At 35.5% G+C, this 19,018-nt stretch carries 14 protein-coding genes and 1 pseudogene; 10 read left to right on the forward strand and 5 right to left on the reverse strand.

Annotation, left to right across the window (positions count from 1 at the left end):
- Positions 1 to 771: 771 nt before the first annotated feature.
- From D9780_RS00090 to D9780_RS00100, 3 genes are all read left to right on the forward strand, one after another.
- Positions 772 to 4,572, forward strand: a complete 3,801-nt coding sequence (locus D9780_RS00090; RefSeq protein ID WP_121638819.1) for a S8 family serine peptidase — start codon at positions 772 to 774, stop codon at positions 4,570 to 4,572.
- A gap of 391 nt (positions 4,573 to 4,963) precedes the next feature.
- Positions 4,964 to 5,500, forward strand: a complete 537-nt coding sequence (locus tag D9780_RS00095) for a DUF1572 family protein (RefSeq protein ID WP_121638820.1) — start codon at positions 4,964 to 4,966, stop codon at positions 5,498 to 5,500.
- Between the two features lie 639 nt (positions 5,501 to 6,139).
- A complete protein-coding gene (locus D9780_RS00100) occupies positions 6,140 to 7,603 on the forward strand; it encodes an APC family permease (RefSeq protein ID WP_121638821.1) in 1,464 nt (487 codons plus the stop codon).
- 124 nt (positions 7,604 to 7,727) lie between these two features.
- Here the strand turns inward: D9780_RS00100 and D9780_RS21550 are convergent, their stop codons facing one another.
- The 5 genes and pseudogenes from D9780_RS21550 to D9780_RS00115 form a co-directional block, all read right to left on the reverse strand.
- Positions 7,728 to 7,838 (reverse strand): IS3 family transposase, encoded by a 111-nt coding sequence (locus D9780_RS21550; protein ID WP_121641389.1) that lies wholly within the window; start codon positions 7,836 to 7,838, stop codon positions 7,728 to 7,730.
- 59 nt (positions 7,839 to 7,897) lie between these two features.
- Positions 7,898 to 8,125 carry a transposase gene (locus D9780_RS20890; RefSeq protein WP_162985741.1) on the reverse strand — a complete coding sequence of 76 codons (228 nt, stop codon included), beginning with the start codon at positions 8,123 to 8,125 and terminating at the stop codon, positions 7,898 to 7,900.
- Positions 8,089 to 8,289 (reverse strand): transposase, encoded by a 201-nt coding sequence (locus D9780_RS21315; protein WP_240458749.1) that lies wholly within the window; start codon positions 8,287 to 8,289, stop codon positions 8,089 to 8,091. Before D9780_RS21315 ends, D9780_RS20890 begins: the two co-directional genes overlap by 37 nt.
- Before the next feature lie 63 nt (positions 8,290 to 8,352).
- Positions 8,353 to 8,430 (reverse strand): annotated as a pseudogene (locus D9780_RS21555) (hypothetical protein); the annotation flags it as partial.
- A 298-nt stretch (positions 8,431 to 8,728) separates the two neighbouring features.
- Positions 8,729 to 10,042: a nucleotide sugar dehydrogenase gene (locus D9780_RS00115; protein ID WP_121638823.1), complete on the reverse strand. Its 1,314-nt coding sequence runs from the start codon at positions 10,040 to 10,042 to the stop codon at positions 8,729 to 8,731.
- 239 nt (positions 10,043 to 10,281) lie between these two features.
- On the opposite strand from D9780_RS00115, the gene galU reads away from it, so the two are divergent.
- From galU to D9780_RS00150, 7 genes are all read left to right on the forward strand, one after another.
- On the forward strand, positions 10,282 to 11,172 hold the full coding sequence (galU, locus tag D9780_RS00120; protein ID WP_121638824.1) for a UTP--glucose-1-phosphate uridylyltransferase GalU: 891 nt from the start codon (positions 10,282 to 10,284) through the stop codon (positions 11,170 to 11,172).
- Positions 11,173 to 11,516: 344 nt separating this feature from the next.
- Positions 11,517 to 12,659 carry a glycosyltransferase gene (locus D9780_RS00125; RefSeq protein WP_121638825.1) on the forward strand — a complete coding sequence of 381 codons (1,143 nt, stop codon included), beginning with the start codon at positions 11,517 to 11,519 and terminating at the stop codon, positions 12,657 to 12,659.
- Between the two features lie 6 nt (positions 12,660 to 12,665).
- Positions 12,666 to 13,808: a glycosyltransferase family protein gene (locus D9780_RS00130; RefSeq protein WP_121638826.1), complete on the forward strand. Its 1,143-nt coding sequence runs from the start codon at positions 12,666 to 12,668 to the stop codon at positions 13,806 to 13,808.
- 26 nt (positions 13,809 to 13,834) lie between these two features.
- The gene (locus tag D9780_RS00135; RefSeq protein ID WP_121638827.1) at positions 13,835 to 14,620 is read left to right on the forward strand and encodes a glycosyltransferase family 2 protein; all 786 of its coding nucleotides are present in this window, start codon (positions 13,835 to 13,837) and stop codon (positions 14,618 to 14,620) included.
- 57 nt (positions 14,621 to 14,677) lie between these two features.
- A complete protein-coding gene (locus D9780_RS00140; protein WP_121638828.1) occupies positions 14,678 to 15,463 on the forward strand; it encodes an ABC transporter permease in 786 nt (261 codons plus the stop codon).
- 13 nt (positions 15,464 to 15,476) lie between these two features.
- Positions 15,477 to 17,021: an ABC transporter ATP-binding protein gene (locus D9780_RS00145; protein WP_121638829.1), complete on the forward strand. Its 1,545-nt coding sequence runs from the start codon at positions 15,477 to 15,479 to the stop codon at positions 17,019 to 17,021.
- Between the two features lie 55 nt (positions 17,022 to 17,076).
- Entirely contained in the window at positions 17,077 to 19,017 is a 1,941-nt protein-coding gene (locus D9780_RS00150; RefSeq protein WP_121638830.1) for a glycosyltransferase family 2 protein, read from the forward strand.
- Position 19,018 lies beyond the last annotated feature (1 nt).

Here is a 19,018-nt window from a genome sequence, read left to right on the forward strand (position 1 = left end):
GCGATCATCTCGTGGATTCAATCGATCAAATGTTGCCCCTTCCCTTTTGCTCCGCACAGGATGAAGGACAGCATCCAAATGGGACGCTCACCCACTGAATAGATGAAGATAAACACCCAAAATCCCGAATTAAGTAGTCGCCTCTAAATCTGTACTCTCGCCCCAATGGAGTAAACCTTGAAAAGATTAAGTCAATCATCGGTCCATATTCTCAAACCGCAAAATACGTTTTCAGTACCTGAAATGCTATAAAATAAAGCTAGTCATTTTGATTTTTAATATTTTGCATAGTTCAAAAGTTTGATAAAAATATGTATATATTTGTCGAAATTTCCCAACTGCCCTATTAACATGCAGGACTATTTACACTTCCTTCAATCTAGTAACTTTATTATGCTTTAATATATCGGAAAATTTAGATTAATAGAAAGGGGGGTATTGCTTGTTTTTAAATATGAAATAAAATGTGTCGTTCCAGAAAAACTACCATGAATAGCTTGAGATAGCTACTCTATTAAAAAAAGCAACTACAGACATGTTTTTTGAACAAAAAACGGCAGTTTATGTCATGAAAATGTAGTATGAAACAAGTTTTTCTAACACTATAGGAAAGTATAAAAGTTTAAAGGTTTATAGTATAAGAAAAACTATGCCTTTCGCCATAAGGACTTGGCGAGAAGCCAAGTTTTTCTAAGGATTTTATCCATTGGTGTCTTTTCTAGTAATGGATTGCATATCAAAATATCTACCACTTTATAAGGGGGAAAATGAATGAGGTTTACACCAGCAATGAAACGTTCTTTTATGATTTTATTAATATTTTTACTCACTTTTAGTAGTTTTTCAACTATCCACGCCGTCGAGCAATTGCCAGAAATGAAGAACAAGCCTGATGTTTCGTCTGAACCATTAAAACAAACAGAAAATCCAGATGAGAAAACGCGTGTTATTGTAGAGGTAGAGGATGAACCGGCGATTGAAAAGGCAACGAAAAAAGGTATTATGTTTAATCAAATGCCGAAAAATGAAAAAGAAAAACTGGAAAACGATGCCAAGAAAAAGCAAAAGTCGGTAAAAGAAGAAATGAAACAGAAAAAAGTCGATGTAACGTATCATGAAGAATTTACAACAGTTGTAAATGGCTTTAGTGCTGAAGTAAAACAAGGCGATCTCGATAAAATAAAAGAGATTAAAAATGTTAAAAAGGTGCATACGGTAAACGAATATGAGCGCCCAATTGCTAAGCCAGATATGAAGTATAGTAAAGAACTAGTAGAAGCACAGCAGGCTTGGAGGGAATATGATTTTAAAGGTGAGGGCATGGTTATCGGTATTATTGATACTGGTATTGATCCAACTCACCAGGATATGGCTATATCTAACGAGCAAACGGCGGATTTATCTGAAGAAGAAGTCGAACAAGTCGTAAATGACGAATCGCTTCCAGGTAAATTTTATAACGAAAAAGTTCCATATGGCTATAATTATATGGATAAAAATGATGAAATAAGAGAAATACATGCAAATGCAAGTTATCACGGCATGCATGTAGCAGGTACGGTTGGAGCTAATGGGGATGAAAAAAATAGTGGTGTCATCGGGGTGGCACCAGAAGCGCAGCTACTTGCACTAAAAGTGTTTGGAAATGACCCTGAAATGCGATCTACTTTTGGTGATATTTATGTAAAAGCGATTGATGATGCGATTAAGCTTGGCGTAGATGCATTAAATTTGAGTTTAGGATCACCCGCAGGCTATGTAAATAATGATTCTCCTGAACAACAGGCTGTTTCTCGTGCCGTAGAAAATGGCGTTCTTATGTCTATTTCTGCAGGAAATTCTGCTTTATTTGGAGATGGGTTTGCTTATCCAGATGTAAATAACCCAGATTACGGTGTAGCAGGCTCGCCTGGTGTTTCTGATGATTCGCTTCAGGTTGCTTCGTTTGAAAATACGTTTATGCAAGTAGATCAGTTAGCGTATACGATAGATGATCAACAAGGTACAGCAGCCTTTCTGTCGGCAGGTAACACGGAGCCTAAGCCAGATGGTACTTCTTATTCTCTCTTTCATGCTGGGCTTGGACAGCCAGAAGATTTTGAAGGCAAAGATGTAGAAGGGAAATTTGCCCTGATGCAACGTGGAGAATTGGCGTTTACAGATAAAGTAATTAACGCGCAAAATGCGGGAGCTGCTGGCGCAATTATTTATAATAACACAGATGGTATTGTTAATATGGCAACTGAAGCTGAAATTACCATCCCACAGTTATTTATGTTAAAGAGTGATGGAGATAAGCTCGCACAGGCTATTGCAGAAGAAAAGCAAGTAAATATTGCTTTTACAGGCGATAGTGCAACGATAGACAACCCAGATGCTGGAAAAATGAGCGCATTTACTTCTTGGGGACTTACTCCAAATCTAGACTTTAAACCAGAAATTACAGCCCCAGGTGGACAAATTTATTCTACATTAAATGATAATAAATATGGTTTAATGAGCGGAACATCGATGGCTGCACCACATGTAGCAGGAGGAGGGGCTCTTGTTTTACAGCGTGTGGATGAGGAATTTGAATATGAGAAGGCTGATCGGATTGCATTAGCCAAAAATATGATGATGAACACGGCAAAGCAAGTACAGTTTGAAGAAGAACCAGTATCTCCCCGCCGACAAGGTTCTGGTATGATGCAACTTCACGCGGCACTTACTACCCCTATAGTCGTGACAGAATCTAACACGAAAGAAGCCAAGGTCGCTTTAAAACAAATAACAGAAGATCGCGTGTCTTTTGAACTAACAGCTGAAAATTTCCAAGATACAGCTGTATCCTATGAAGTGAATGCAAATGCGCAAACAGATACGTCTGCAAACAGTGGGGATGATCTCGTTACAGCTCCAAATCTATTACCGTCTAATGATTTAGGAGACGCTGTGACCATTAATGGGAAAAAACAAGCTACGATTGAAGTACCTGCAAACGGAAAGACAACTTTTACGGTAACCGTTGATGTAAGTTCTGTCAACAACGAGTTAGCAAAAGTATTTACAAATGGTTACTGGTTAGAAGGATTTGTTACATTAACCGATCCGACAGACACATATCCAGAACTAACGGTTCCATATGTCGGTTTTAAAGGTGATTGGGATGCAGCTTCGATTTTTGATGCGCCAGTATGGGAAGAAGATTCATTTTATGGTATGACAGGGGTTGTAACTTCAACTGGCGAAGATAAAAATGGTGATATGCAATATAATTTTTTAGGAGAAGATTTAAATACAGGTGACATTAACCCTGAGAAGATCGCCTTTTCTCCAAATGATGATGGTGTAAAAGATGATGCGCTTCCGATATTGTCATTTTTAAGAAATGCAAAGGATGCCAAGTTTACTGTACTGGATGAACAAGGAAAGAAAGTTCGTACCATTCGTTTAGAGACTCATATTAGGAAAAACTATTATGATTCTGGAAAAGGAGACTATTATTCTATTTCGTCAGATCGAGCTTGGGATGGAAAAGTGAAGGGGAAGATGGCCCCAGAAGGAAAATACTATTTACAAGCAGAAGCAAAGGTTGATTATGAAGGTGCTGAATGGCAGAAACTAAAGTTTCCAGTAATTTTAGATACAACTGCTCCAGAAGTAGAAGCAACGTATAATTTTGATAATGAAATGCTTACTGTAACAGCAAAAGATGCTAAAAAAGGGAGTGGCGTCGCTTCTTGGGAGATTTTCGTAAATGATGAACCTGTGTTAGAAGAACCGTATGTGAATGGAGAAAAGGAACATCCTTTATCAGAAATTGATGAAGATGCAAACATAACAGTAAAAGTGACAGACTATGCAGGAAATGAAACGGAAGTAGAAGCAGAAATGCAAGAGCCTGATAAAACCGCACCGGACTTACGTTTGCATGCTCCAGAAAATCTAAGGGCTCATGCTAAGCGAGAAGTTGTTTTCTCTGGTTATGTAACAGATGAAACGGATGTAAAGGAAGTAACAGTCGATGGAAAAAAAGCAAAGCTTGATTTTAATGAAGAAAAAGACCGTTATGAATTTTCCTTACCTGTGAAACATAAAAAGGACGGGTATTATTTTAAACGGGTGAAAGCAGTGGACACGCTTGGCAACGAAACAGAAATAGGCCGACGCTATTTTGTCGATACGAAGGAAGCTAAATTAAATGTAAAAGGAAAAAAGAAAACAAAGCAAGATACGATTACTGTAAAAGCAAGAGTTCGCGACAACTTTGACGATATTAATGTATTTGTTGATGGCGACCATGTCTATACACATGAGCTTTCCCAACCTTATGGTGATAACCGTTTCGATGAGCTTGTTGAAGTAGAACTAGACTTAGAGGATGGGAAAAACGAATTTGAGTTTAAAGTCGTCGATGTAGCCGGAAATGAAACCGTTAAAACGTACGAAGTAACAAAACAAAAAGAGAGCAAAGAAGACGAAGAGGATAAAGATGATGATAAAGACGGAGGCATAGAGGACAACTTCTTTTCCTATCTATTTTCCCAATTATGGATCATGTTCGGTAAATTATGGTCGATTTTTGGTTAAGTAAATGAGTTAAATGTCAGCAAGGCTCGGCGCTAGATTAGTGTCGGGTCTTTCTTTGCACTATATGTGAATATTTTTAGGTGCAGTAAGACTCTCACTTCATGAATTGGAAGATATGAGCAGACCAAGTCTAAGTTGGAGATAAGAGCACGTACTCCTTTTTCGTAAGAGGTCTTTAGATCTATACCCTTGGGCTACTAAACAATTAATAGGGGTGAAAGAAAGCGATTACTTATTGCAGGTTCGCTTTATATTATAGGAGTCCATTTCTAATAGGAAAAGCTCTTACAGGCGAGCTTTTTCAACAAAACGGCAATGTTTTCACTATAAGTGTTTGGCAAGAATCCCCCTTTCATTTAAAATAGAAGAAATTAACATGGAGGTTGAAACGATGACTTTAGGGGATGAATATATACGTATTATTAAACAAAGGTTTGTACAAATCAAGGAGCAAGGGGAGGGCGCTTTTCAACAGTTAAATGAATCAGATATACATTGGACATTGAATGAGGATTCCAATAGTATTGCTGTCATTGTAAAACATTTACGAGGCAATATGCTGTCAAGATGGACGGATTTTCTAACAACTGACGGAGAGAAAAGTAATCGACATCGAGATCAGGAATTTATTAACACTGTCGATTCAAAACAGCATATGCTTACTTTGTGGAATGAGGGCTGGTCTGTCTTATTTGCAGCATTAGAACAGTTAACGGCTGCGGATTTGCAAAAAAATGTAAGGATTCGCGAACAGCCCCTTTTAGTTTTAGATGCGATTGAAAGACAGCTTGCTCATTATGCTTCCCACGTTGGACAAATTATGTTAATTGGCAAGCAGCGAAAGGGAAATGAATGGAAAAGTTTAAGCATTCCTAAAGGAAAATCTGAAGAGCATTTAAAAGAAATGAAGCAAAAATATAATAAATAGTTTCTCACGTTGGCATTCTGTTTTTTGTACTATAGAAAAGAAAAAAATTTTATACAATGGAAATCATCATGGTTCACTTCTAATGATCTATGATGGTTTTTATGTTTATTCATTTGTCATAAGCTTATCCATTTATGCTGTGAAACACTTCCTTGAAGTTTAGTTTCTACATAAAACAGGAATAAGGAAGAATATATATTAAAACTTAACGTTCAAGATGTATTCTACATGAGAGAGGCAGAAAAAGCTTCTAAACAGCAATTATATAATAAATAGTTTCTCACGTTGGCATTCTGTTTTTTGTACTATAGAAAAGAAAAAAATTTTATACAATGGAAATCATCATGGTTCACTTCTAATGATCTATGATGGTTTTTATGTTTATTCATTTGTCATAAGCTTATCCATTTATGCTGTGAAACACTTCCTTGAAGTTTAGTTTCTACATAAAACAGGAATAAGGAAGAATATATATTAAAACTTAACGTTCAAGATGTATTCTACATGAGAGAGGCAGAAAAAGCTTCTAAACAGCAATTTTAGGCTTATAGTCCATTTGTTCGTTTACTACAAAACATGATAGGATTTTACAAGTAAACAAAATCGTAGTTATTTAAAACTAAAGGAGATTCCAATTTTATGGAAGAAAGAACGACGCTGAAGAAATCTTTAAAGGCTCACTGGGTATGGGCGATCGCTTTAGGTTCATCAATTGGTTGGGGTGCATTCGTTCAACCGACCACATGGATGGCAACAGCAGGTCCACTAGGGGTCATTATCGGTTTGAGTATTGGAGCAATATTAATGATGCTCATTGCAGTAAGTTATGGTTTCTTAATTAAAAGCTTCCCGGTAACAGGCGGGGAATTTGCCTATGCTTTTATAAGTTTAGGTCGGACACATGCATTTATTAGTGGATGGTTTTTAACGTTAGGATATATTTGCATTGTAGCGTTAAATGCATCTGCCTTTGCTTTAATGTTTAAATTTGTGTTTCCCACATTGATTGAAAACTTTCCACTTTATCAAATAGCTGGTTGGGACGTTTATGGAATGGAAATTATTATTGCTTCCGTTGCTTTAGGGACATTTGGTTATTTTAATATTCGAGGGACAGGCATTTCTGGTCGCATGCAATTTTTATTTTGCAGTGTGATGATTGCTAGTATCTTAATGATTACATGGATGGTTGGGGCACAGCCGGGAACAGGTCTTTCCAGTGTACAACCTTACTTTCCTTCTGACACAACTGCTTGGGCTGCTATTATATCTATCGTAGCCATTGCTCCTTGGGCGTATGTTGGCTTTGACAATGTACCACAAGCAGCCGAAGAATTTCATTTCTCATCTAAAAAAGCATTTTCCTTAATTATTATGGCGATCTTTTTTGCAGCTGTCTTGTACAGTTTAATGATTTTAGCCACTGCTATGACACAGCCATGGGAAGGCTTAGTCGCAGAGGATCATGTATGGGGAACAGGAGCAGCCATTCAAGAATTGCTTGGCACCATTGGCTTAGTGCTCTTAGTAACGGCATTAACGATGGGAGTATTTACGGGGTTGAACGGGTTTATTATTTCTTCAAGCCGTCTACTATTTGCAATGTCACGAGCGAAAATAATACCTGCCAGCTTTTCAAAACTGCATCCGAAATATAAAACCCCCTACATTGGGATCATCTTTACTGTCGTCGTTTCTGCATTTGCTCCATGGTTTGGAAGAGAAGCACTATTATGGGTCGTCGACATGTCTTCTATAGGTGTAACCATTGCTTATTTTTATACTTGTTACACGGCGTTTACATTATTTAAAACAAAGAAAACAGTCGCATTCAATCCGAAGAAACATATCGTTTCTCCATTTAAGAAAACCATTTCAGGTGTTGGGATGCTAGCTAGCTTAATCTTTTTAGCATTATTATTAATACCTGGATCACCGGCTTTTCTCGGTATAGAATCTCAAATTGCCTTGGTCGTGTGGATTGTGCTAGGTATTGGCTTTTATTTGGTGAAACGTGGAGAGTTTAATAAGATTCCAAAAGAGGAGTTAAATTACTTAATATTAGGATCGAAAGAGATTGAGGCGGAGAATCGCCATATATAAAATAAGACATTTAGGTGAAGGGAAAAATTTAAAAATACCATAAATGGTAATATATTCTAGAGCGACAAAATTAATATATAAAAGACATAAAATACTATTCTAAATTTCAATTAGGTGGTTACTCCTAAAAGTTAGAGTTTTTATTATGCAGCTGATTGCTGGATTGAGTTCGGTATTCTATTGGACTTAATCCAGCCAATTTTCGTTTTGAACGTTCATGGTTGTACCAGTATATATATCTTCAATCCGTCTTTTTAACTCTTTGCATTTTCTTAATTTTTCCTAATAATACATTTATTGTTTGATAGGATGTTCTAATTTCTTTAATTCTTCTGTGATACGTTTATAACCATTGCGTTTATGAAACTTTTTAAATAGGTCAGTAATGATTTTTTCTAATTCTGCGTCCGGATCTTCGCTGTCAAATTTTTTCACCTGGTAGTGGTAAGTTGCTTCTGGGATACGCACGACAAGTAGAACATCTTTTAATCGGAATCCTTCTTCTTTGAGTTCGAATGCCACCTTTGCTTGTGCTTTTCGTGGAAGGCAGTCGGATTTTCCCGAAAAGCTCTCAACTTTTTTAAATACGCGTTTTCTAGTCTTAGTAACTCATTCTCTCTTTCCAATTCTTCTTCACCCGTCCGTTTTTTCTCTTCTTTTTTCTGTTTGTTTGGTTTTTTAGACATAGAAGGTCGCCCCTTTGACTTTGATTTCAGGCCTTCTACCCCTCCTTCATTAAAGGTTTTCATCCATCGGTGAATTAATGAAGGATTGTTCAATTTAAATTTATTTGCAGTTTCTTGATAAGAAGCACCTGTGTCTAACATAAATTGTATCGTATCTAAATTTAAATTGAACAGAGTACGTTTCCTTCCTTTTTCTTCGCTTTAATCCCTCTACCCCTTGAGATTTATACGTTCTTACCCAATCTTTTAATGGTGTTTGAGAAGGCATATGTATTTTTTCGTCAATAATTTATATCCAATATCTCCATACAAATACTCCGTAACAAGCTTTATTTTAAATTATTCACTATATCTAACCATAAAAACACCCCCGAAAGATAGATTTTTCACTCTAACTTTCGGGGGGGCGGTACCATGAAGGTCTTTCTTATTTTTTGTTTTACAGACTCCAATAACTGAAGCCTTGTTTTTCACATTCTCTTTGTTCAAAAATGCTCTTAATATCAACAAGCACTTTTTTGTCTGTCTTAAACATTTTATCAAGCACATCTAACGTATAGTTTTCTTTAAACGTTTCATGTGGTACAGCTAAAACTACGCAATCTAAGTTGTTTAGTTCTTCTTTGTCAACCAGCGTAATGCCAAATTCATCGTAAACGTCTGTTGATTCAGCTACTGGATCATGAACGAGGACGTCAATACCATACTCTTTTAATTCGTTAATAATATCAATGACTTTGGTATTACGCACGTCAGCAACATTTTCTTTAAATGAAATACCCAAGATTGCAATTTTTGCATGATTGACTTCTTGTTTGGCTCTAATCATCTTTTTAATGATGTTGTTAGCAATAAATTTGCCCATGTCATCATTAATTTTTCGACCAGATAGTATGATTTGTGAATGGTAGCCTAGCTGTTCAGCTTTGTATGTAAAGTAGTAAGGGTCTACCCCGATACAATGGCCACCAACTAACCCTGGCGTAAATTTCAAAAAGTTCCATTTTGTTCCTGCTGCTTTTAATACAGCATTCGTGTTAATATCCATCTTATCAAATACCATAGCAAGTTCATTCATAAAAGCGATATTAATATCTCGTTGTGAGTTTTCAATTACTTTTGCAGCTTCAGCAACTTTAATGGACTCTGCCTCATGAATGCCTGCTTCAATAATAGAACCATATACAGCTGCAATTTCCTTTAAAGAATCACCATCACAACCAGATACAATTTTTGTGATTTTTGTTAAAGTGTTCACTTTGTCACCAGGATTAATACGCTCTGGAGAGTACCCAACTTTAAAATCTGTTCCAAACTTTAATCCCGATTCTTCTTCAAGAATGGGAATGCAAATTTCTTCTGTTGTCCCAGGGTATACAGTAGATTCATAAACGACGATAGAACCTTTCGTTAATTGTTTACCTACAGTTCTACTAGCACCAATAACTGGATTAAGATCCGGGGTCTTATCTGTATTAATTGGTGTAGGAACTGCTACCACATGAAATTTACATGGTGCAATATCCTCTTCCTTACTTGTAAATGACATGGTTGTACGTTTCACCATGTCATCTCCTACTTCATTTGTAACATCTACACCAGATAAATATTTATCCAGCTTTTTTTCATTTAAATCAAAACCGACAACATCAAATTTCTTTGCAAATTCAATAGCTAACGGTAGGCCGACATAACCTAAACCAATGACAGAAATCTTTTCTTCTTTGTTTAGAATTTTTTCGTATAAACTCATGGTTTCATGCCTTCTTTCTTTGCAAGAGTATAATTAAACGAACTTTGTCATTCATTAGTAAAAGCTTTTATATCTATCAAGATTATTATACATGTTTTGTATAACAATTACATGTATTTTAATGTTTAATAGTGGGATATAATTACCCCATATGATAAACTTGGTTTAACTTTTTGTATAGAAATTGTTGCATGAAAAGAATCTATTCATGATATAGAGTATACTAAGGAGATTTGGTAATGAGAGTAAAAAAAGCAATTATTCCTGCTGCGGGTTTAGGCACACGTTTTCTGCCAGCTACGAAAGCCCAACCAAAGGAAATGCTACCAATTGTAGATAAACCCACTATTCAATATATTGTAGAGGAAGCTGTGGATTCTGGCATTGAAGATATTATTATTATTTCAGGAAGAGGTAAACGAGCGATTGAAGACCATTTTGATATTTCTTATGAACTTGAAGAGAAATTAGCAGCAAGTGGAAAAACGGACTTGCTAAAGATGGTTCGTTCCATTTCTAATCTAGCAAATATTCACTACATTCGCCAAAAAGAACCAAGAGGGTTAGGGCACGCTATTTTATGTGCTCATAGCTTTATTGGGGAAGATCCCTTTGCTGTATTGCTGGGTGATGATATTGTTGAAGCCGAGGAGCCTTGCTTAAAACAATTAATGAATGTATATGAAAGAAATGAAACATCTGTAGTAGGTGTTCAAGAGGTACCTGATCAAGAAGTTTCTAAATACGGCATTATTAAACCATTGATCGAAGAAGATGCTCATTCTTCTATTCGTGTGGTAGAATCTTTAGTTGAGAAGCCAACCTTAGAAAATGCACCTTCCAACTTAGCGATTATGGGAAGATATATATTATCGCCAAAAATTTTCCCTATCTTAAAAGAATTGAAACCTGGAAAAGACGGAGAGATCCAATTGACAGATGCTATCGAAAAATTAAATCAAATTGAAAACATCGTATCCTATCAATTTAAAGGTAAAAGATATGACATAGGCGGAACAATTGGATTCGTAAAAGCAACGATCGATTTTGCTTTACATCGTGAAGATTTGTATGATGATGTGAGAAAATATATGGAGGAAAAACTATCAAATATAGAGACAGAAAGGTAAGTGTTAATAAGGCAGTGACTTCCTTCTTCTAAAATAAACTTAATTCGCAATTTTAGAAGAGAGTTGCAGTGTGATGATACTGTAACTCTCTTCATTATTTTGCTAAGGATTTCGACAATTTATTTATTTGTTATGCTATGGTATAATTTCTAAAATGTTATTAAATATGTAAAATAGAAAAGCAAGCTGCCTTATATAAGAGGTGGAGGGCAACACTGTGCTCGTAAGCTGCTACATTTAAACGAGCATCCTGTTAGTATGATTTACAGGTGGTCGCTTTTTTCTCATGAAAACTTATAGCTCTTGCTTTATTTGTATTATACTATAAAAGGAAGGTTAATACCTTGACTCGAATAAAAATTATCTTTTTTATTTATGAACTCGGCTCTGGTGGCGCTGCTAGAACGATGTTAAATATTGTTAATAATATAGATAGAAACAAGTACTCGCCTGTACTTGTTACTTTAAATTATAATGGTGATTATGAGGCTCATTTGCAGCCTGACGTTTTATTTGTAAAATTGTCAAAGAAGCGATTAAGATCAGCCATTATACCATTGGCAAAGGTCATTAGAAAAGAGCGTGCAGATATTGTTTTTAGTACCATCCCTAATTATAATACGATTGCTATCCTTGCGAGATTATTATCATTAACGAAAGCGAAAAACATTGTCCGAGAAGCTGCTTATTTAGGGGGAACGAAAAAAACAGACCTTAAGCTTCGATTATATGGAATACTGTATAAGTTCGCTTCTCATGTCATTGCCTTATCTGAAGGGGTAAAGGAAAATATTGTAAATCGCTATAAGGTAGCCGCTGATAAAATTACTGTCATTTATAATCCAGTTGATATCGATAGAATACAACAAAGTGTAGAAAAAGGGCAGATAGCTAAACAACATATTGGATTGTTTCAAAGAGAAAATCCGGTCATTATAACAGCAGGAAGACTGGTAGAAGATAAAGATCATAAGACATTACTTTATGCTTTTGCAAAAGTAAGGAAACGCTTGAATACTATCTTGGTTATTTTAGGAGAAGGTAAATTAGAATTAGATTTGAAGCAGTTAGCTCATAAGTTAAACGTAGAAAAGAGTGTCTTTTTCCTCGGTTTTCAAAACAATCCGTATGTATATTTCAAGCATGCCGATGTGTTTGTTTTATCTTCTAGGAGAGAAGGGTTTGGTCATGTACTGGCTGAAGCTTTAGCAACGGGACTCCCAGTAGTGTCCACGAAGGCAAAACCAGGTGCTGTTGAGGTTTTACAAAACGGAATGTACGGCGTGTTAAGTGAAGTAGAAGATAGCGAGGGTCTTGCTGAAAATATCTATAATATACTTATACAATCAGAAGAGCAAACGCGTAACATAGTCGAACAAGGAAAAAAACGAGTCAATGAATTTCATGTTGATGATATTATTAAACAATATGAGTATGTTTTTGAAAGCACAATAAAAAGGATTAACATAGAAAGAGACAGGAGTTGATATTAAATGGTCACACCCAAACGCGTTGTTCATATAACAACGGTTCATCATCCTTTTGATCCACGTATTTTTCATAAAGAATGTGTGTCGCTAAGTAAAGCTGGCCATGAGGTTATTTTATTAGCTCCAGAGTCTGAAAATGAAACACAACCTAAAAAAACGAATGTTTCACACTTACCGATACGAAGATATAATTCCAGATGGAAACGAATGTTTTTTGGTACGATTCAAGCTTGGAAGAAGGCTAAAAAACTAGAAGCTGATATTTATCATTTTCATGATCCAGAGCTTTTACCTATTGGTTGGTTATTAAAGAAGAAAAAAAATGTTGTGATATACGATATTCATGAGGACTATGTTACAAGTATTCTACAGAAAGATTACTTACCTACACCCGTAAAAAAGTTGATAGCAAAAATGTATAAGCTTATGGAAAAGTTTTTTACAACACATATGCAAATGTGTTTAGCTGAAAAATATTACAAAGATTTTTATCCAAACGGGATACAAATATTAAATTACCCGATATTAAGTGACAGATTTACAACAGAATACAGTGAAAGAAAGCTAAACACGTCTAAAAAAGGTAAACTGTTGTATACTGGTAATGTGTCTCATGTACGAGGTGCTTTACTTCATGCTAAAATACCTACTATAGTTGACGATATCTGTGTTCACTTTGTTGGTAAATGTCCTAAGGATCTAGCTGAAGAAATGTTTCAGGTATCTGATAATAAAAGGGAACAATTAGTTATTGAAGGAATTGATCAGTATATTGAAAAAGAAGTAATAGAAGATAGATATTTTAATGAAACGTGGTTGGCAGGTTTAGCTCTTTTTCCACCGACAGACCATTATAAACGTAAAGAATTAACGAAGTTCTTTGAGTACATGGGAGCTGGCATCCCCATTATTTGTTCTGATTTTCCAGTATGGAAGGATTTTATTGATACTTATAAATGCGGTTTAACAGTTGACCCATATAATGATATTGAGATTCGACAAACGATAAATTATTTAAGAGAACATCCGCAAGAAGCCATTGAAATGGGGAAAAACGGAAAAGAAGCGGTGGAAAATGAGTTGAATTGGCAATCGCAAGCTGATAAGTTAATAAACTGGTACAGTCATTTAACGACGAAACAATAAAAGAATTGAAAAGGCTGGTAAAATAAATGGAAAATAATCACTTACAACCGCTTATATCAGTTATTACACCTGCGTACAATGCCGAAAAGTTTATAGGTGAGACCATAAAATCCGTACTGGCACAAACATACAAGAATTGGGAAATGATCATTGTGGATGATCAATCTAAAGATGGTACGGTCGCTTGTGTGGAAAAGTATCAGCAAAAAGATAGGCGGATTAAACTTGTCGTACTAGAAACAAATAGCGGTTCAGCAGTTGCCAGAAACAAAGCGATGGAAATAGCGGAGGGTCGCTATATTGCTTTTTTAGATAGTGATGATTTATGGCTTCCAGAAAAACTGGAGGTGCAGCTTGCATTCATGCAACATAAAAATATTGCTTTTTCTTTCACCAAATATATGCGGATACGTGAAAATGGGTCTGAAACAAGTGATATTATGAGTGTGCCAAATGTAGTTGATTATAACCAATTAATGAAACGATGTGTTATTGGCTGCTTGACTGTAATGATTGATCGAGAAAAAGTTGGAAGACTAGAGATGGTCAATATTCGCACGAGACAGGACTATGCTTATTGGTTAACTATTACAAGGAAAGGTTTCTTGGCATATGGTATTCCTCAAGTTTTAGCTAAATATCGTGTCGTCGAAAATTCTATTTCTAGTAATAAATTGAAAGCAGCACGACAAAATTGGAACCTATTCCGTCATATTGAAAACCAGCCATTAGGGAAAAGTATATGGTATTTTGTGAATTATGCAGTGATTTCCATGAAAGATATTTTTGTGCGTAAATTAAAGCAAATGTAAAACGAACTTATTGTTATAGAATTTGCAAATAAATTTTTTATAAGAGGTTATTTTTTAATGAAAACTTATATAAAAGAAATACTAAAAAGAAAAGATTTATTATATTATTTGGTTAAATCAGGGTTGAAGGCAGAACATCGTAATAGTTATCTTGGCTATTTCTGGTGGTTATTAGATCCTTTGTTAAACGTGTTAGTATATTACTTTTTAGTCGTCATTATTTTAAATCGAGGAGATGATGTCGCAAACTACCCGTTATTTCTTGTAATAGGTTTAGTAGCGTGGCGATGCATCAGCTCATCAATAAATAGTTCTGCTAAATCAATTATGCGCTATAGCTCGATTATTAATCAGGTATACTTGCCGAAATCGATTTTCCCACTTTCATTTACCATTACGCAGTTATTCAATTTTGCATTTGGTTTAGTAGTGATAGCTATATTTTTAACATTATACGGTGTAGTACCAGGTTGGCACATTGTTTACTTACCTGCCATCATTGTAGTGCAGACCGTGTTTTTATTATCTATTGGTTTAATTTTAAGCTTTGTCACTGTATTTGTTAGAGACATTGATAATCTCATTACTTACGTTATTCGTATTTTCTTTTACGCTTCCCCAATTATATGGCAGGGTGGTCGTTTTGAAGGGACGAAACTTAGTTGGATCATTGATCTAAATCCAATTGCTGTTATCGTTGAATCATACCGAGACATTTTGATATATCATCAAAATCCTGACCTTACAGGATTAGGGGTTATCTTTTTACTTGCGTCACTTGCATGTATGTTTATGATTTATTATTACAGTAAGAATGAACATAAAATTATAAAAGCATTATAAAAAGAGGGATTCGATGAACTCCGAGCAAAAAGTCGATAACAATCATCAAGAAGAACATGTCATAATAGCAAAAAATATTGGTGTGTCGTTTTATGCAGGAAATCAACGTGATGATTATAAATCACGTGTATTGCGCTACTTAAAATTAAATAGAAATGATATAGATCACAAACAAAAGGTATGGCCATTAAAAGATATTAATTTTACTGGCCATAAAGGGGAAATCTTAGGGATTATTGGTTCAAATGGTGCGGGGAAAACGACGTTAAGTAAAATTATTACAGGCATCCTCCAAGAAGACAAGGGTGAGCTAGAAGTAGACGGCAATGTTACGGCATTGTTCTCTTTTGGTATGGGTTTTAATAAAGAACTAACTGGAAGAGAAAATGTATATTTAAATGGTATGATGTTAGGGATTAATAAAGAAATGATTAATCGCTATATTGATGACATCCATGCCTTTTCAGATATTGGAGATTTTTTTGATCAACCAATGAAATATTATTCGAGTGGTATGAAAGCAAGACTAGGCTTTAGTGTCGCTTCTCATTTGCAACCAGAAATTCTCATTCTAGATGAAGCTTTAAACACAGGAGATGCTAAATTTAGCCGCAAAGCTGCAGTAAAAATGAAAGAGTTGGTTAAAAATGCAAAAATGGTCATAATTGTTACGCATAGTTTGCGTTATGCTCAACGAAATTGTGACCGTTTAGTATGGTTAGATAAAGGAAATGTTCGCAAAATAGGTGACCCAGTAGAAATTATTAAGGAATATCGGGCAACGGTTCCACCAAGGCCGCCTCGCAAACATCGCAACCTTCAATTAGAAAAAAAACAGTCTATCGTTACAGATAATACAATTATTAAAGCGAATGATATTGGTGTATCGTATAAATTAAACACGGGTATTTTTTGGGCATTACAAAATGTTAATTTTGAAGTGAAAGAAGGAGAAGTATTAGGTGTTATTGGTCATAATGGAGCTGGTAAAAGTACGCTTTGTAAAGTATTGACAAAAATATTATCACCCGATACGGGAAGCCTACAAATAAATGGAGAAACATCTGCTTTGTTAGGTTATGGTACCGGCTTTAATGCGCAGTTGAGTGGTAAAGATAATATTTTTTTAAATGCTATGCTATTAGGCATACCTAAAAAAAGAGTGAATGAAAAATTTGATGAGATTGTAGAATTTTCTGGTTTAGGAGAGAAAATTCATAAATCGGTGAAGGACTATTCCAGTGGTATGAAAGCTCGCTTAGGGTTTAGTATTGCCGCAATTTTAAAACCAGATATCTTTATTATTGATGAAGCTTTATCAACAGGGGACTTGGCATTTAAACAACGTGCAAGTGAGAAAATACAAGATATGATGTCACTTGCTAAAGTAGTTATCATCGTCTCCCATAATATGGGATTTGTTGAACAAATTTGCACGAGAGCAATTTGGATGGAAAAAGGGCAAATTAAGTTTGATGGGGAAGCCAAAGAAGCGGTCACTAAATATAGAGAATCACAAGGGATTGTAAAGAATATAAAAGTTCGTGAGAAAGCCTAAATAAGGCTTTTTCGCTATTTGGTGAACTTTCAATTTATAGGTGGTGTATGAATAGATGGATATAAAATGGAAACAAGTCGTAACCGCCCCCATGGACTGGTTTTTATACGAGGCATTAAATGAAAAACAAAGAAAAGCTATTGGAGACTTCTTTTCACCAACACTCAAAGAGAAACTAGTGAGGATGTTAAATGGGAAGAGGAATCAAAAACGCAAAGAATTAAAACAAATTAAATATCATCTTTATAATTTAGGGTTTATTGAAAAAGCTCTTCATGATTTGCAACATTTACATGAAACAACAAATGATCCAATTATAAAAAGTCAGTCTGCTTGGGAACTCGTATTATGGTATTTAAATCAAGAAACAGAGCAAGGAGCAAAACAAGCCTTAGCCTATTTTCAAGATGTAGCCCCCGAAAAGAATGTGGATAAACAAAGAAAGATAGCCATTTTACAAGCAGAATGCTTTAATAAGTTAAACAGACAAGTAGAAGCGAAAACAGTATTATCAGATATGGCAGATGCTCATGAACACCCAGATCTATATTTAGCGCTTGCCAACTTAGAGCCTACTGTAGAGCAGCGCCTCGTATGGATTAATAAAGCGATGAGCTACTATCAATTGGATCCTATAACGATTGAAAAAAACAGCTTTGGCAAATTTCATTATGATGGTTTAAAAACCTTATCAGAACAAGAGCATTCTATTTCAAATGGACCTAAAGTTACCGTTATTTTGCCCGCCTTTAAGGCAGAGAACGGTATCCAAATAGCGATAGAGTCTATTTTGACACAAACATGGAAAAATTTAGAATTAATTATCGTGGATGACTGCAGTCCTGACGATACCGTGAAAGTCGTTCAATCTTATATGAAAAAAGATTCTCGCATTCAATTATTGCACACACCTAAAAATAGTGGTCCATATGTTGCCCGAAACATAGGTTTGCAAAAAGCAACTGGGGAATTTATTACGATTAATGATTCAGACGATTGGTCTCACAAACAAAAAATAGAAACTCAAGTCACGCATTTAATGGAAAACAAGCAAATAATTGCTAATACATCTGAACACGCACGATTAACAGAAGATTTACAGCTTTACCGAAGAGGCACACCTGGGAAGTATATCTTTCCGAATATGTCATCTATTATGTTTCGTCGAAATCCAGTCCTAGAGAAAATTGGTTATTGGGATAGTGTCCGATTTGCTGCAGATGGTGAATTTAAGCGAAGATTAATAAAAGTTTTTGGGAAGCAAAGCTATGTAGATCTTAACAGCGGCCCTTTATCTTTACCGAGACAAACAGCGACATCTTTAACGGGAAGCTCAGCCTTTGGGTATAATGGTTTCTTTATGGGCGCGCGTAGAGAATATGTGAATAGCTTAGAATATTATCATAAACGGGCTTCATCCTTGTACTACGCTTATCCTTTAACAAAGCGACCATTTCCTGTCCCTGAACCAATGTGGCCTGATCGAGAAGCTGTCAATGGAGAACGTCATTTTGATGTGGTGATTGTTTCTGATTTCAGAATTAACAATGCGATATTGTTAGATGAGCTTCAATATTGGAATAAGCAACAAAAGAAGATAGGGATCGTTCAATTACATTATTATGATTTGTCCTTCCAGCTAGATATTGACCCCTCCATCAGAGATTATCTAGATGGAACGCAAGTACAAATGATCGTTTATGGTGAAACGGTTAAAGCGAATCATTCTATCGTTGTTGACCCAATTGTTTTGGCCGAACATCAACGTTATGTTCCAAAAATAAAAGCATTGGCAACGGATGTTATTATGCCAAATCAACTGAAAGCTGAAAGAAAAACAGATTTATTGGTTAAAGGTGTGGAACAAGTAAATAAAACTTTTGATAGCCCGATACATTGGTATGTAGAAACAGAGGACATGAAGCAGTGGTTAAGCTTGCACTATCCAATCATTGCAGATAAAGTAGCCATCTCTAGACGAAAGGTAAGGGAATAGC

The organism is Virgibacillus sp. Bac330 (assembly GCF_003667845.1).
In the GTDB taxonomy this organism is placed as follows: domain Bacteria; phylum Bacillota; class Bacilli; order Bacillales; family Amphibacillaceae; genus Virgibacillus; species Virgibacillus chiguensis.

Excerpts from the sequence above, each read along its gene's own strand:
- D9780_RS00090 (WP_121638819.1), top strand. The coding sequence starts at position 772 with ATGAGGTTTACACCAGCAATGAAACGTTCTTTTATGATTTTATTAATA.
- D9780_RS00095 (WP_121638820.1), top strand. The coding sequence starts at position 4,964 with ATGACTTTAGGGGATGAATATATACGTATTATTAAACAAAGGTTTGTA.
- D9780_RS00100 (WP_121638821.1), top strand. The coding sequence starts at position 6,140 with ATGGAAGAAAGAACGACGCTGAAGAAATCTTTAAAGGCTCACTGGGTA.
- D9780_RS21315 (WP_240458749.1), bottom strand. The coding sequence starts at position 8,289 with ATGTCTAAAAAACCAAACAAACAGAAAAAAGAAGAGAAAAAACGGACG.
- D9780_RS00115 (WP_121638823.1), bottom strand. The coding sequence starts at position 10,042 with ATGAGTTTATACGAAAAAATTCTAAACAAAGAAGAAAAGATTTCTGTC.
- galU (WP_121638824.1), top strand. The coding sequence starts at position 10,282 with ATGAGAGTAAAAAAAGCAATTATTCCTGCTGCGGGTTTAGGCACACGT.
- D9780_RS00130 (WP_121638826.1), top strand. The coding sequence starts at position 12,666 with ATGGTCACACCCAAACGCGTTGTTCATATAACAACGGTTCATCATCCT.
- D9780_RS00135 (WP_121638827.1), top strand. The coding sequence starts at position 13,835 with ATGGAAAATAATCACTTACAACCGCTTATATCAGTTATTACACCTGCG.
- D9780_RS00140 (WP_121638828.1), top strand. The coding sequence starts at position 14,678 with ATGAAAACTTATATAAAAGAAATACTAAAAAGAAAAGATTTATTATAT.
- D9780_RS00145 (WP_121638829.1), top strand. The coding sequence starts at position 15,477 with ATGAACTCCGAGCAAAAAGTCGATAACAATCATCAAGAAGAACATGTC.
- D9780_RS00150 (WP_121638830.1), top strand. The coding sequence starts at position 17,077 with ATGGATATAAAATGGAAACAAGTCGTAACCGCCCCCATGGACTGGTTT.